Source organism: Plantibacter sp. Mn2098, assembly GCF_049319745.1.
GTDB lineage: Bacteria > Actinomycetota > Actinomycetes > Actinomycetales > Microbacteriaceae > Plantibacter.
Genome location: NZ_JBMOUH010000007.1, coordinates 207,287 through 220,974 on the forward strand (window position 1 = coordinate 207,287; position 13,688 = coordinate 220,974).

11 protein-coding genes are annotated in these 13,688 nt (G+C 66.4%); 2 read left to right on the forward strand and 9 right to left on the reverse strand.

Annotated features, from left to right (window positions below; genetic code table 11):
- Positions 1-3 precede the first annotated feature (3 nt).
- From ctaD to ACL9RL_RS12580, 4 genes are all read right to left on the reverse strand, one after another.
- Entirely contained in the window at positions 4-1,731 is a 1,728-nt protein-coding gene (gene ctaD, locus ACL9RL_RS12565) for a cytochrome c oxidase subunit I (protein ID WP_422780595.1), read from the reverse strand.
- Positions 1,728-2,624: a cytochrome c oxidase subunit II gene (coxB, locus tag ACL9RL_RS12570; RefSeq protein WP_422780596.1), complete on the reverse strand. Its 897-nt coding sequence runs from the start codon at positions 2,622-2,624 to the stop codon at positions 1,728-1,730. The genes ctaD and coxB overlap by 4 nt, the downstream gene beginning before the upstream one ends.
- Positions 2,625-2,788: 164 nt before the next feature.
- Entirely contained in the window at positions 2,789-3,166 is a 378-nt protein-coding gene (locus ACL9RL_RS12575) for a HesB/IscA family protein (RefSeq protein WP_422780597.1), read from the reverse strand.
- A gap of 99 nt (positions 3,167-3,265) precedes the next feature.
- The gene (locus ACL9RL_RS12580; protein ID WP_422780598.1) at positions 3,266-4,717 is read right to left on the reverse strand and encodes a dipeptidase; all 1,452 of its coding nucleotides are present in this window, start codon (positions 4,715-4,717) and stop codon (positions 3,266-3,268) included.
- Between the two features lie 44 nt (positions 4,718-4,761).
- On the opposite strand from ACL9RL_RS12580, the gene ACL9RL_RS12585 reads away from it, so the two are divergent.
- The gene (locus ACL9RL_RS12585; RefSeq protein ID WP_422780599.1) at positions 4,762-5,352 is read left to right on the forward strand and encodes a DUF3043 domain-containing protein; all 591 of its coding nucleotides are present in this window, start codon (positions 4,762-4,764) and stop codon (positions 5,350-5,352) included.
- Positions 5,353-5,481: 129 nt separating this feature from the next.
- Here the strand turns inward: ACL9RL_RS12585 and ACL9RL_RS12590 are convergent, their stop codons facing one another.
- The 3 genes from ACL9RL_RS12590 to hisD form a co-directional block, all read right to left on the reverse strand.
- On the reverse strand, positions 5,482-6,510 hold the full coding sequence (locus tag ACL9RL_RS12590) for a quinone-dependent dihydroorotate dehydrogenase (protein ID WP_422780600.1): 1,029 nt from the start codon (positions 6,508-6,510) through the stop codon (positions 5,482-5,484).
- A 12-nt stretch (positions 6,511-6,522) separates the two neighbouring features.
- Positions 6,523-7,017 (reverse strand): transcriptional regulator NrdR, encoded by a 495-nt coding sequence (gene nrdR, locus ACL9RL_RS12595; protein ID WP_422780601.1) that lies wholly within the window; start codon positions 7,015-7,017, stop codon positions 6,523-6,525.
- Positions 7,018-7,095: 78 nt separating this feature from the next.
- Positions 7,096-8,403, reverse strand: coding sequence for a histidinol dehydrogenase (gene hisD / locus ACL9RL_RS12600; RefSeq protein ID WP_422780602.1), 1,308 nt, complete (start codon positions 8,401-8,403; stop codon positions 7,096-7,098).
- Between the two features lie 126 nt (positions 8,404-8,529).
- On the opposite strand from hisD, the gene ACL9RL_RS12605 reads away from it, so the two are divergent.
- Positions 8,530-9,084, forward strand: a complete 555-nt coding sequence (locus ACL9RL_RS12605; protein ID WP_422780603.1) for a flavin reductase family protein — start codon at positions 8,530-8,532, stop codon at positions 9,082-9,084.
- A gap of 70 nt (positions 9,085-9,154) precedes the next feature.
- Here the strand turns inward: ACL9RL_RS12605 and dnaE are convergent, their stop codons facing one another.
- Both dnaE and ACL9RL_RS12615 read right to left on the reverse strand, forming a co-directional pair.
- On the reverse strand, positions 9,155-12,619 hold the full coding sequence (gene dnaE / locus ACL9RL_RS12610; RefSeq protein ID WP_422780683.1) for a DNA polymerase III subunit alpha: 3,465 nt from the start codon (positions 12,617-12,619) through the stop codon (positions 9,155-9,157).
- Positions 12,620-12,765: 146 nt separating this feature from the next.
- Complete coding sequence (locus ACL9RL_RS12615; RefSeq protein ID WP_422780604.1) at positions 12,766-13,686, reverse strand: RluA family pseudouridine synthase; 921 nt, start codon at positions 13,684-13,686, stop codon at positions 12,766-12,768.
- Positions 13,687-13,688: the final 2 nt, after the last annotated feature.

Here is a 13,688-nt window from a genome sequence, read left to right on the forward strand (position 1 = left end):
GCCCTACTTCACCTTTCCGTCAGCGAGATCGAGAGCTGGTGCGTCCGGTGCGTCCTTCGCAGGACCGACCCCCACCGGGATGCCGACCTCTGGGTGATGCAGGTCGAACGCGGGACGCTCCGAACGGATGCGCGGGATGGTGACGAAGTTGTGACGCGGCGGCGGCGAGCTGGTCGCCCACTCGAGCGATCCGCCGTAGCCCCACGGGTCGTCCTCGGTCACACGCGGCGCCTTGCGGGCCGTGATGTAGACGTTGAGGAAGAACGGCAGGAGCGAGATCGCCAGGATGAAGGATCCGACCGTCGACAGCTGGTTCATCCACGTGAAGCCGTCCTCAGGCGAGTACGTGGCGTAGCGACGCGGCATGCCGATGACGCCGAGCCAGTGCTGCACGAGGAAGGTCGTGTGGAAGCCGATGAAGAGCAACCAGAAGTGCCAGTAGCCGAGCTTCTCGTTGAGCATCTTGCCTGTCCACTTCGGCCACCAGAAGTAGAAGCCGGCGAACATCGCGAACACGACGGTGCCGAAGACGACGTAGTGGAAGTGGGCGACGACGAAGTACGTGTCGGACACGTGGAAGTCGAGCGGAGGCGACGCGAGGATGACACCGGTCAGACCGCCGAACACGAAGGTGATCAGGAAGCCGATCGACCAGAGCATCGGGGTCTCGAACGTCACTGAACCACGCCACATCGTGCCGATCCAGTTGAAGATCTTCACACCCGTCGGGACGGCGATGAGCATCGTCATGAGCGAGAAGAACGGCAGCAGCACGGAACCGGTCACGTACATGTGGTGTGCCCACACGGTGACGGACAGGGCGGCGATGGCGATCGTCGCGTAGATGAGGGTCTTGTATCCGAAGATCGGCTTGCGGCTGAACACCGGGAAGATCTCCGACACGATGCCGAAGAACGGCAGCGCGATGATGTACACCTCTGGGTGTCCGAAGAACCAGAAGAGGTGCTGCCACAGGATCACTCCGCCGTTCTCGGCGTCGTAGATGTGGGCTCCGAAGACGCGGTCGGCGCCGAGGGCGAAGAGCGCTGCTGCGAGGACCGGGAAGGCCATGAGCACGAGCAGCGACGTCACGAGGGTGTTCCAGGTGAAGATCGGCATGCGGAACATGGTCATGCCCGGGGCGCGCATGGTGATGATCGTGGTGATGAAGTTGACGCCACCGAGGATGGTGCCGAAACCGCTCAACGCGAGGCCGAGGACCCAGAGGTTGCCACCGAGCCCCGGCGAGAACGTCGTACTCGACAGCGGCGAGTACGCGAACCAGCCGAACGCCGCGGCGCCCTGCGGGGTCAGGAAGCCACCGACGGCGATGAGGCTGCCGAACACGTACAGCCAGAAGGCGAACGCGTTCAGACGCGGGAACGCCACGTCGGGGGCGCCGATCTGCAGCGGCATCAGGGCGTTCGCGAAGCCCGCGAAGAGCGGGGTGGCGAACATGAGCAGCATGATCGTGCCGTGCATCGTGAAGAGCTGGTTGTACTGCTCTTTGGTCTCGATGATGGTGCCGCCCGGCTCGAAGAGCTGGGCGCGGATGATGAGCGCCATGACTCCGCCGAGGCAGAAGAAGACGAACGACGCGATCAGGTACATGTACCCGATGGTCTTGTGGTCGGTGGAGGTGATCCACTTGACCAGGACATTGCCCTTACGCTCGACCGTGCTGCGTCCGATGACGCGTGCTTGGCCTGCGGGAAGCGTGGTGGTGGTCATTCCCCGTCTCCTTGTGCGCCTGCCGGAGCCTTGGTGCCCGGAAGGTTCGTGTTGCGGTCGTAATCGGTGCCGTAGTTGCCGATGTTGCCCGAGTCGGCCAGCTCCTTCAGGTGCGCGTCGTACTCGGACTGCGAGACGACCTTCACGTTGAAGAGCATGAGCGAGTGGTACTCGCCACAGAGCTCGGCGCACTTGCCGGCATAGGTGCCCTCACGCTCAGGCGTGAAGGACATGTAGTTGATCTTGCCCGGGAACATGTCCTTCTTGTAGAGGAAGTCGATGACCCAGAACGAGTGGATGACGTCGCGGGACTGCAGGGCAATCTTCACGGTCTTTCCCACTGGGAGGTAGAGGGTGGGGAGCTCTTCCTGGTCGATGACGCCGCCAGGGCCTTCCTGCGCCTGGACGCCGGCGGACCAGACGTCCTCGCCGGAGACGGACTTGTCGTAGACGAAGTCCCAGGCCCACTGCTTGGCGAAGACCGAGATGGCTACATCGGGATCCTTGTACTGGGTCTCGATGGCCGCCTGATCGCGTGCGGTGAAGGCGAAGAAGCCGAGCACGAGGATCAGGGGCACGACCGTGTAGAAGATCTCGATCGGCATGTTGTACCGCAGCTGCACGGGCAGGCCGGTCTGGCCCTTCCGGCGGCGGTACACGATGACGGCCCAGATGATGAGGCCCCAGGTGATCACACCGACAGCGAGGAGCACGAGCCACGCGGTCACCCACAGACCGGCGATGCGGTCCGTGTGGTTGGTGACGGGTGATTCCCCCTCAATGAAGCCCGGCAAATAGCCGTGCAGTTCTGCCTGCGTACAACCCGCCAGGACTATGGCGAGAGTGGCGGCCATGGGAATGGCTGCCAAGCGGAGACGACGATTCGAGCGCACCTACGAGACCTTTCGAATACACAGCTGTGGTTCAGCCATAAGTCTAGCGGGCTAGCTAGGCGCCCGCCGGACCATTCCTCCCCGTGGCGCGCAGGCCTCAACGAAAAAAAGCGAGGGGAAATCACCCGAGACCGGGTGATTTCCCCTCGCATGAGAGTTCAGACTCAGTGGAAGCTGTCTCCACAAGCGCAGCTGCCGCCTGCATTCGGGTTGTCGATCGTGAACCCCTGCTTCTGGATGGAGTCCTCGAAGTCGATCTGAGCACCGTCGAGGTAGGGCACGCTCATCTTGTCGACGATGACCTCGACGCCGTCGAAGTCGACGGTCTCGTCGCCGTCGAGCATGCGCTCGTCGAAGTACAGCTGGTAGATGAGGCCGGAGCAGCCACCGGGCTGGACGGCCACACGGAGCCGCAGGTCGTCACGACCCTCCTGGCTCAGGAGGCTCTTCACCTTGAGGGCTGCAGCATCGGAGAGTCCGACGCCGTGTGCGGCCGCCTGCGTCTCGGTGACGGTCGGCTCGGTCAGGATGGTGTCGCTCATGGGTCTCCTCGAGTTGACGGGACGCCGAACGGCGCCATGGTTGGAATTCTACCTCCGGAAACCGCACATCGGCCCCGAACATTCCCGCAGGCGCGCGGTTCAGTCCTCGTCCGCCGCGGCTGGAGCGACCCGTGACGACAATCGGCCGAGGAAGAGCGCCTCGGTCAGGATCGCCTTGTGGAACACGCCGAGGTGCAGGGACTCGTTCGGGCTGTGCGCCCTGGAGTGCGGGTCCTCAACCCCTGTGACCAGGATCTGCGCCTCGGGGAAGGTGCGCACGAGGTCGGCCACGAACGGGATGGATCCGCCGATGCCGGTCTCGAGGGGTTCGACGCCCCAGGCGTCGGCCATCGCCTGCTTGACCTCGGCGACAGCCCACCCGGAGGTGTCGACGAGGAACGGATTCCCCTGGTCGACGTCGTCGATCGACAGCCGCGCCCCGAACGGCGCGTTCGCCAGCAGGTGCGCTTCGAGTGCCGAATAGGCGTCCGCCGCGTCTTGTCCGGGTGCGATGCGGGCACTCACCCGCACGGACACCTCCGGGATGAGGGTGTTGGAAGCGTTGGCGACGCTCGGAGCATCGATTCCGGTGATCGTGATCGCCGGCTGCGACCAGAGGCGGCTGAGGATCGAACCGCGGCCGATGGGCGAGACGCCCTCCGGGAGGCCGGCCTCCGAACGGAGCTGGGCCTCGTCGTAGGCCGGCGTCTCCGCATCGCGCGAGGTGAGGCCGTCGACGGCCACCGCTCCATCCGCGTCCCACAGGGTCGCGAGCAGTGTCACCGTTGCGAGCATCGCATCAGGCACGGCTCCCCCGAACATGCCGGAGTGCGAGGCGTGTTCGAGCGTCCGCACCGTGAGGCGGAAGGTGACGTTGCCGCGGAGGCCGACGGTGAGCGCAGGGGTGGCGTCGTCCCAGTTGTCGCTGTCCGCGACGATGATGACGTCTGCGGCGAGCGTTTCGGCGTTCTGCTCCAGGAAGTTCGCGAACGACCGGGAGCCGAATTCTTCCTCGCCTTCGATGAACAACACGAGTCCGAGGTCGAAATCGGTGCCCAGCACGTTCGTGAGCGCCCGGATCGATGCGATGTGCGCCATAACACCGGCCTTGTCGTCCGCGGCGCCGCGTCCGTAGATGCGCTCGTCCCGGACGGTCGGTTCGAAGGGCGGGGAATCCCAGTGCGCGTCGTCTCCGGGAGGCTGCACGTCGTGGTGGGCATACAGGAGGACCGTCGGGCGGCCGTTGCGCGGAGCCCGGCGCGCGAGCACGGCCGGCTGGCCGAGTTCTGCTCCGTTGCCGATGGGCGCCCGCTTGATCTCGACGGTGTCGAACGCGCCGGTCTCCCGCGCCAGCTCGGCGACCGCCTCAGCGCTTCGCTGCACATTCGTGGGGTCGAACGCCGACCAGGAGACCGATGGGATGCGCACGAGAGCGCTCAGATCCGCGATGGTCGACGGGAGCGAACCCGCTACGGCGTCCCTCAACCGGGCGTCGCGTTCCTGCTCATTCGATGGGTCTTGTGATGATTCCGTCGTGTTACCAGTCGTCATGCAGGTAATCTTAAGGCGAATCTTTCGATCAAGGACGTTCCATCGTGGCGAAACAGCAGAGTACCCCAACACCCGAACCGGTCATCGAGACCTCGGAGCAGACCGCTGAGCGTCTCGCTCGCGCTGAAGGCAAGGGTCGGCCGACGCCGAGCCGTGCGGAGCGCGAAGCGCAGAACAAGCGTCCGCTCGTGCCCTCCGACCGCAAGGAAGCGACGAAGCAGGCCAAGACCCAGCAGGCCGAGGCTCGACGCCGAGCACAGGCCGGTATGGCGGCGGGAGACGACAAGTACCTCCCAGCTCGCGAGCGAGGCCCGCAGCGCAAGTTCGTCCGCGACTTCGTGGACGCGCGTTTCAACATCGGCGAGTTCATGATCCCGGTCATGTTCATCGTGATCCTGCTGACCTTCATCCCCATCCCGGAGATCCAGGTCTACGGCATGCTCACGCTGTGGGTGTTCTTCATCATCGCCATCCTCGACTGCGTGTTCCTCGGCTTCCGCGTGCGCAAGGCGCTCGCGAAGAAGTTCGGCGAGGCCGAGCGGGGCGTCCGCTGGTACGCGGCCATGCGCGCACTGCAGCTGCGCCCGCTGCGTCTGCCCAAGCCGCAGGTCAAGCGCGGCCAGTTCCCGCACTGATCTCCGCACTCCGTGCACAGAGAACGGCTCCAGTCTTCGGACTGGAGCCGTTCTTCGTTGTAGTGGTCCGTCTAGGTCCGCGTGCTCGTGCGCGCCTCTGCGGCACACCGAGCGCCCGCGGACCCACGATCAGCGTACGAGCTTCGCCAGCCCGCGGTTGATCTGCCTGGCCCACAGCGGACCGAGGTAGAGGAAGGCCGTGTAGCCCTGAACGAGCGTTGCTCCTGCGTCGAGCCGTTCACGCACGTCGGCCGCGGTCTCGACGCCGCCGACGGAGATCACGCAGAGCTCCGGGGGGACGACCGATCGGATGCGGCGCAACACCTCGAGCGAACGCGCAGCGAGTGGGGCACCTGACAGCCCTCCGGCGCCGACCGCCTCGACCACGGATGGGTCGGTCGCAAGTCCTTCACGCGAGATCGTCGTGTTCGTCGCGATGATCCCGGCGAGGCCGAGACGGACGGCGAGGCCCGCGATGCTGTCGATCTCCTCGTCGACGAGGTCCGGAGCGATCTTCACGAGCAGCGGGGTGGCGCCCGCAGCGGCCTTGACGGCCTCGAGGAGCGGCGCGAGCTGTTCGAGTTCCTGCAGACCGCGGAGACCCGGCGTGTTCGGTGAACTGACGTTGACCACGAGGTAGTCGGCGACCGGCGCGAGCAGGGTGGCGCTCGTCACGTAGTCCGCGGTCGCATCGGCGACGTCGACGACCCGGCTCTTGCCGATGTTGATGCCGAGCACCGGCCGCTTCGTCCTGGCCTGGATCCGCTGCAACCGTTCGGCCGCGGCAGCTGCTCCCCCGTTGTTGAAGCCCATGCGGTTCACGACGGCGCGGTCCTGGACCAGCCGGAACAGCCGAGGCTTCGGGTTGCCCGGCTGGGCGATCGCCGTGATCGTGCCGACCTCGACGTGGCCGAAACCGAGCTGCCCGAGACCGAGCACCGCTTTCCCGTCCTTGTCGAAGCCTGCAGCGACGCCGAAGGGCGAGTCGAAGTGCAGGCCGAGTGCGTCGACTCCGAGGCCGGGTCTGGGCTTCGTGATCGCGCGGGCGACCGAACCGAGCCCGATGGCCGGGAGTGCGCGGATGACGTCGAATGCCAGGTGGTGGGCGCGCTCAGGATCGAGCTTCGACAGGACGTGGGTAAACAGGAAGCGATACATGCCGAAGCAAGGTTATCGGTTCTGGCCCGCTTCGCTCGACTCCTGCAGCTCCGCGTTCTCGGCGCGCTCGACGCGGAGCAGTGTGATCGCCGACTCGAAGTCGTCGAGGGACTCGAAGGCCTGGTAGACGCTCGCGAACCGCAGGTAGGCGACCTCGTCGAGTTCACGCAGCGGCGTGAGGATGGCGAGACCGATGTCGTTCGCGTCGATCTGCGACGCACCGGTGGACCGGATGGCTTCCTCGACCCGCTGCGCGAGCACCGCGAGATCGGAATCGGTCACAGGACGCCCCTGGCAGGCCTTCCGGACGCCGCTGACGACCTTCTCACGGCTGAACGGCTCGACCACGCCTGAACGCTTGATCACGCCGAGGCTCGCGGTCTCGGTGGTGCTGAAACGGCGTCCGCACTCTGGGCACTGCCGCCGGCGTCGAATGGAGAGACCGTCATCGCTTGTACGCGAGTCGATCACACGGGAGTCTGGGTGACGACAAAAAGGGCAATACATCGTGTGCTCAGACTACCGCACCCCGGTGGTCCCCCAGGACCTCTCTGGCCCTGGGGAACCGCCGTGAATCGCTCTGGATCAGGACGTGAAGCGCGCCGTCACGGCCTCGCCGTGCGCCGGCAGGTCCTCTGAAGTCGACAGCGCGACGATGTGATCGGCGACCGCACGGAGCGACGTCTTGTCGTAGCGGACGATCTGCTGCGGCCGGAGGAAGGTGAAGGCGCCGAGCCCGGAAGAGAAGCGCGCCTGCCCGCCCGTCGGCAGGACGTGGTTCGATCCGGCCAGGTAGTCGCCCAGGCTGACCGGGGAGTGATCCCCGAGGAAGATCGCGCCGGCATTGGTGATGCCGTCGAGCAAGGCCTCCGGATCGGCCGTCTGGACCTCGAGGTGCTCCGGACCGTACGCGTTGCTGAACGCGACGGCCGCAGCGAGGTCGTCGACGAGGACGACGGCGGACTGCCGTCCGGACAACGCCTCGACGACGCGCGCGCCGTGCCTGGTCTGGTTCGCGAAGGTCTCCAACCAGCGCTCGACCTCGACGGCGAGCTCCGGGGCGTCGGTCACGAGCAGCGAGGCGGCCGCTTCGTCGTGTTCCGCCTGACTCACGAGGTCGGCAGCGATCAGACGCGGATCAGCCGTGTTGTCCGCGATGACGAGGATCTCGGTGGTCCCTGCCTCAGCATCGATGCCGACCTGCCCGTTCACGATGCGTTTCGCGGCCGCGACGAAGATGTTGCCGGGACCGGTCACGACGTCCACCGGTTCCAGACCGAGGTCGTCGACGCCGTACGCGAAGGCGCCGATGGCGCCCGCGCCGCCCATGGCGTAGACCTCGGTGATGCCGAGGAGTCCGGCCGCGCCGAGGATCGTCGGGTGCACAGCTCCCCCGTGCCCGCGCTGTGGCGGCGATGCGAGGGCGATCGACGTCACACCGGCTTCTTGAGCTGGAACGGCGTTCATCACGACACTCGACGGGTAGACCGCTTTGCCGCCAGGCACATACAGCCCGACCCGGCCGACGGGCGCCCAGCGCTGACGGACCGTCGCACCGTCTGCGAGCTCCGTGACACGCTCGGGCGGCACCTGGGCGCGCGTTGCGACGCGAACGCGGTCGATGGCCTCGATGAGCGCGGCGCGGACCTCGGGGTCGAGCTGCTCGACCGCCAGATCGATGGCGGACTGCGGCACTCGGATGGCGTCGGGACGACCGCCGTCGAAGCGGTCCGCCTGGTCGAGGAGTGCTGCACTGCCCCGGTCGCGGACGTCATGGATGAGTTCCTCCGCCGAGCGCGCGGCCGTCGAGACGTCGACGACGGGGCGAGGAAGCATGGCGAGCAACTCGCCGCGAGTAGGGTGGGATCCGCGAAGGTCAATGGTCGTGATCATGGCCAGATCAGCCTATCGCTTCGGCGGGAATAGCCGGTCTCCGTCCCCGCTTGATGCAGATGGATGCACATGAATGCAGATGGATCGCCGGCGCATCAGCGCAGGCACAACGGAAGGCCGGACCCCATGGAGACAGCGAACCCGGACGCGGTGCACTCGGACCGCGTCGTCCCGGACCGTGTGCCGCTCGAACCCGTCACCCCGGATCTCGATGCGTTCAAGCGGGCGTTCCGACGCCACGCGGCCGGCGTCGCGATCATCACGACCCTCGCGCCTGACGGACGGCCCGTCGGTTTCACCGCGACGTCGCTCGCCTCACTCTCCGCCGTCCCGCCGCTCGCGACGTTCAACATGGCGAAGAGCGCCAGCTCCTGGCCCGCCATCGTCGAAGCCGAGCGCGTCGTGATCCACATGCTCGGCGCCAAGAACCGCCCGGTCGCCGAGCAGATGTCAGGCGATCAGCGGTATCGATTCGTCGGAGACCACTGGCACGAGGGCCCGCACGGCCTGCCCATCGTCGATGGCGTCACGACCTGGATGATCGGTCGGATCGTCGAACGATTCGAGGTGCACAACAACGCGGTCGTTGTCGTGCAGATCGAGGACGGCGGCGCCGGTGAGGACGACGACGCCCTCCTGTATCACGAGCGCACCTACCGCATCCCGGGCGAACCGGCCTGACCATCGACACACGGGCGAGCCACTCGCCCCGCCGATCAGGCTGATTCGGCCCGGGCCGGATCGTCCGCGCTCAGGCCAGGCAGTTCGGCCCGAGCAACGACTTGAGCTCGCCGAAGAGACCGGGCGACGGAGCGACCCGGTAGGGCAGCTCGAAGACGCGCGCGACGTCGCCCCGGACGAGGCGCAGACGCACCTCGGTCGTTCCGGCGTGCCGTACGAGCATGTCGCCGAGCGTCGTGACGATCTCCGTCGTCGCCCGGCTGTCTGCCATCAGCAGCTGCAGCGGCCGGTCTGCGCCGGTCTCCGGGAACTCGGGCGAGAAGATGCTGTACGCATGCAGGTTCATGCCGTCGTCGCGGACGCTCACCCGGCCGCGGACGACCACGATCGTGTCGCCGACGAGGGCCGGCGCGAACTCCTGGTACGCCTTCCCCATGAACATCACGGTCATCTCGCCGCCGAAGTCCTCGACCTGGATCATGCCGTACTGGTTGCCGGAGGCTTTTGCGATCCGGTGCTGCACGCTCGTGATGAGTCCGGAGATGACGACCGTCTCGCCGTCGGCGTCCTCCAGCGACATGAGGTCGGTGATGGATGTCGTCGCGTGTTTCGCGAGCTCCATCTCCAGTCCGGCGAGCGGGTGGTCGGACACGTACAGCCCGAGCATCTCCCGTTCGAAGTTCAGCTTATCGCGCTTGCTCCAGTCCGGACGCTCAGGAACGCTCGCGAGGGGCACCTCGCCGACCTCGGCGAAGAGGCTGTCGAAGTCGAATCCGATGCTGCCGGACGCCTCCGCCCGCTTGTCCTTGACCACGGAGTCGACGGCGTCCTCGTGGATCTCGTAGAGCGCACGCCTCGTGTCGCCCATCGAGTCGAACGCACCGGCCTTGATGAGCGATTCGATCGTGCGCTTGTTCGCGACCGGCAGCGGCACCTTGCGCAGGAAGTCGTGGAAGGACGTGAACCGGCCCTCGGTCTCGCGCGCCTGACGGATCAGTTCGACGACGTTGGAGCCCACGTTGCGCACGGCGCCGAGCCCAAAACGGATGTCCTCGCCGACAGCGGCGAAGAAGCCGATGGATTCGTTGACGTCCGGCGGCAGCACCTGGATGCCCATCCGGCGGCACTCGTTGAGGTAGAGCGCCATCTTGTCCTTGGAGTCGCCGACGCTCGTCAGCAGACCGGCCATGTACTCGGCCGGGTAGTGCGCTTTGAGGTACGCCGTCCAGTAGGAGATGACGCCGTACGCGGCGGAGTGAGCCTTGTTGAAGGCGTAGTCGGAGAACGGGAGCAGGATCTCCCACAGCTTGTTGACGGCCTCCATGGAGAAGCCGTTGTCGACCATGCCGCCGGAGAAGCCCTCGAACTGTTTGTCCAGCTCGGACTTCTTCTTCTTGCCCATCGCCCGTCGGAGGATGTCGGCCTGTCCGAGGGAGAAGCCGGCGACCTTCTGGGCGATCGCCATCACCTGCTCCTGGTAGATGATGAGGCCGTAGCTCGTCGACAGGATCTCGGACAGCGGCTCGGCGAGCTGCGGGTGGATCGGGGTGATCTCCTGCTGCCCGTTCTTCCTCAGCGCGTAGTTCGTGTGCGAGTTCGCGCCCATGGGGCCAGGACGGTACAGCGCGATGAGCGCGGAGATGTCCTCGAAGTTGTCAGGCTTCATCAGCCGCAGCAGGGCCCGCATGGGGCCGCCGTCGAGCTGGAACACGCCCAGCGTGTCGCCGCGGGACAGCAGCTCGTACGCGCCGTGGTCGTCGAGGTCCAGGTCCTCGAGCACCAGGTCCAGGTCGCGGTTGCTCTTGATGTTGTCGAGCGCGTCGTTGATGATCGTGAGGTTCCGCAACCCGAGGAAGTCCATCTTGATCAGACCGAGGGACTCGCACGCCGGATAGTCGAACTGCGTGACGATCTGGCCGTCCTGCTCGCGCTTCATGATGGGGATGATGTCGATGAGCGGATCGCTCGACATGATCACGCCGGCAGCGTGCACACCCCACTGCCGCTTCAGGTTCTCGATGCCGAGCGCCGTGTCGAACACGGTGCGCGCCTCCGGGTCGGTCTCGATGATGCCGCGGAAGTCGACGGCCTCACGGTACCTGGGGTGCTTGGGGTCGACGATCCCGTCGAGCGGGATGTCCTTGCCCATCACGGCCGGCGGCATGGCCTTCGTGAGCTTGTCGCCCATCCCGAAGGGGAAACCGAGGACACGAGAGGAGTCCTTGAGCGCCTGCTTCGCCTTGATGGTGCCGTAGGTCACGATCTGCGCGACGCGCTCGTCGCCGTACTTCTCGGTCACGTACTTGATGACCTCGCCGCGGCGACGGTCGTCGAAGTCGACGTCGAAGTCGGGCATGGAGACGCGGTCGGGGTTCAGGAAGCGCTCGAAGATCAGGCCGTGCTGGAGCGGGTCGAGATCCGTGATCTGCATGGCGTACGCCGCCATCGATCCGGCGCCGGAGCCACGGCCAGGGCCGACCCGGATGCCGTTGCGCTTCGACCACTGGATGAAGTCGGCGACGACGAGGAAGTAGCCGGGGAATCCCATCTGCACGATGACCTGGGTCTCGTAGTCCGCACGCTCGCGCACCGAGGCGGGGATACCGTTCGGGTACCGGCCGGCCAGCCCGACCTCGACCTCCTTGATGAACCAGCTCTCCTCGTTCTCGCCTGCCGGCACGGGGAACCTGGGCATGTAGTTGGCCTTGGTGTTGAACTCCACGTTGCACCGCTCCGCGATGGCGAGCGTGTTGTCGCAGGCCTCCGGGTACTCGCGGAAGAGGCGGCGCATCTCGTCCGCCGTCTTGAGGTAGAACTCGTCCGCGTCGAACTTGAACCGGTTGGGGTCGTTGAGCGTCGAACCGGACTGCACGCAGAGCAGGGCGGCGTGCGCCTTGGCGCCCTCGGCGTGGGTGTAGTGCAGGTCGTTCGTGGCGACGAGCGGGAGGCCGAGGTCCTTCGAGAGCCGGATGAGGTCGGACATGATCCGGCGCTCGATGCCGAGGCCGTGGTCCATGATCTCGCAGAAGTAGTTCTCCGCACCGAATATGTCGCGGAAGTCGGCAGCGGCCTTCACCGCTTCGTCGTACTGTCCGAGGCGCAGGCGGGTCTGGACCTCGCCGCTCGGGCAGCCCGTTGTGGCGATGAGGCCCTTGCCGTACTGGCTGAGGATCTCCCGGTCCATGCGGGGCTTGAAGTAGTAGCCCTCGATCGACGCCTTCGACGACAACCGGAACAGGTTGTGCATGCCCTCCGTCGTCTCCGACAGGAGGGTCATGTGCGTGTAGGAACCGGCGCCCGAGACGTCGTCTCCCCCACCGTCCCCCCAACGGATTCGCGTGCGGTCGCCGCGGGCGGTGCCCGGCGTGATGTACGCCTCCGTGCCGATGATCGGCTTGATGCCGGCGTCGGTCGCCGTCCGCCAGAAGTCGAACGCACCGAACATGTTGCCGTGGTCCGTGACGGCCACGGCCGGCATTCCCTGCGCCACCGCCGCCTCGATGAGCGGCTTCACCCTCGCGGCGCCGTCCAGCATGGAGTACTCGCTGTGAACGTGCAGGTGGACGAAGGAATCGGTGGAACTGGGCACTACGGCGTCTCCGGAGGGTCGATCGGAACGGTCACTCAAGCCTAACGTCGATCACCGACGCTCGGACCCTGAGCAGCGGGCGGAACGCGTTCTCAGTCGAGCTCGAGGATGCTGAGCGCGTGCTGCAGGTCGTCGGGGTACGGCGCCTCGAACGACACCCGCTCCCCCGTGTGCGGGTGCGCGAAACCGAGCTGAGCGGCGTGCAGCCACTGCCTCGTGAGGCCGAGGCGGGCCGACAGCGCCGCATCGGCGCCGTACATCGTGTCTCCGACGCACGGGTGGCGTTGTGCAGCCATGTGCACACGGATCTGATGGGTCCGGCCGGTCTCCAGGTGGATCTCCAGCAGGGATGCGTAGGGGAACGCCTCGATCGTCTCGTAGTGGGTGATCGACGGCTTGCCGTCCGAGACGACGGCGAACTTCCAGTCCGAGCGCGGGTGGCGGCCGATCGGGCCGTCGATCGTCCCCGCGAGCGGATCGGGGTGGCCTTGGACCACCGCCCGGTAGATCTTCTCGACCTCGCGGTCGTGGAACGCTCGCTTGAGGGCCGTGTACGCCGTCTCGGTCTTCGCGACGACCATCAGTCCGCTCGTCCCGGCGTCGAGCCGGTGCACGATGCCTGCCCGCTCGGCTGCTCCCGACGTGGAGATCCGGAATCCGGCCGCGGCGAGGGCGCCGAGCACGGTCGGGCCGGTCCATCCGACGGACGGGTGGGCCGCGACGCCCGCCGGCTTGTTGATCACCACGATGTCGTCGTCGTCGTGGATGATCCCGAGATCGGGAACCGCGATCGGGACAATGACGGCTTCGCGCTTCGGCGCCCACTCGACCTCGAGCCAGGATCCGGCGACGAGGCGATCGGACTTCATGACCGGCTTGCCGTCCATGCTGACGCCGCCGGCCAGAGCGACCTCCGCCGCGAACGTCCGGGAGAACCCGAGGAGTTTCGCGAGCCCTGCGTCGACGCGTTCGCCGTCGAGGCCGTCCGGGACGAACGTACTGCGTGATTCCATAA

Excerpts from the sequence above, each read along its gene's own strand:
- ctaD (WP_422780595.1), bottom strand. The coding sequence starts at position 1,731 with ATGACCACCACCACGCTTCCCGCAGGCCAAGCACGCGTCATCGGACGC.
- ACL9RL_RS12575 (WP_422780597.1), bottom strand. The coding sequence starts at position 3,166 with ATGAGCGACACCATCCTGACCGAGCCGACCGTCACCGAGACGCAGGCG.
- ACL9RL_RS12580 (WP_422780598.1), bottom strand. The coding sequence starts at position 4,717 with ATGACGACTGGTAACACGACGGAATCATCACAAGACCCATCGAATGAG.
- ACL9RL_RS12590 (WP_422780600.1), bottom strand. The coding sequence starts at position 6,510 with ATGTATCGCTTCCTGTTTACCCACGTCCTGTCGAAGCTCGATCCTGAG.
- nrdR (WP_422780601.1), bottom strand. The coding sequence starts at position 7,017 with ATGTATTGCCCTTTTTGTCGTCACCCAGACTCCCGTGTGATCGACTCG.
- hisD (WP_422780602.1), bottom strand. The coding sequence starts at position 8,403 with ATGATCACGACCATTGACCTTCGCGGATCCCACCCTACTCGCGGCGAG.
- ACL9RL_RS12605 (WP_422780603.1), top strand. The coding sequence starts at position 8,530 with ATGGAGACAGCGAACCCGGACGCGGTGCACTCGGACCGCGTCGTCCCG.
- dnaE (WP_422780683.1), bottom strand. The coding sequence starts at position 12,619 with ATGCTGGACGGCGCCGCGAGGGTGAAGCCGCTCATCGAGGCGGCGGTG.
- ACL9RL_RS12615 (WP_422780604.1), bottom strand. The coding sequence starts at position 13,686 with ATGGAATCACGCAGTACGTTCGTCCCGGACGGCCTCGACGGCGAACGC.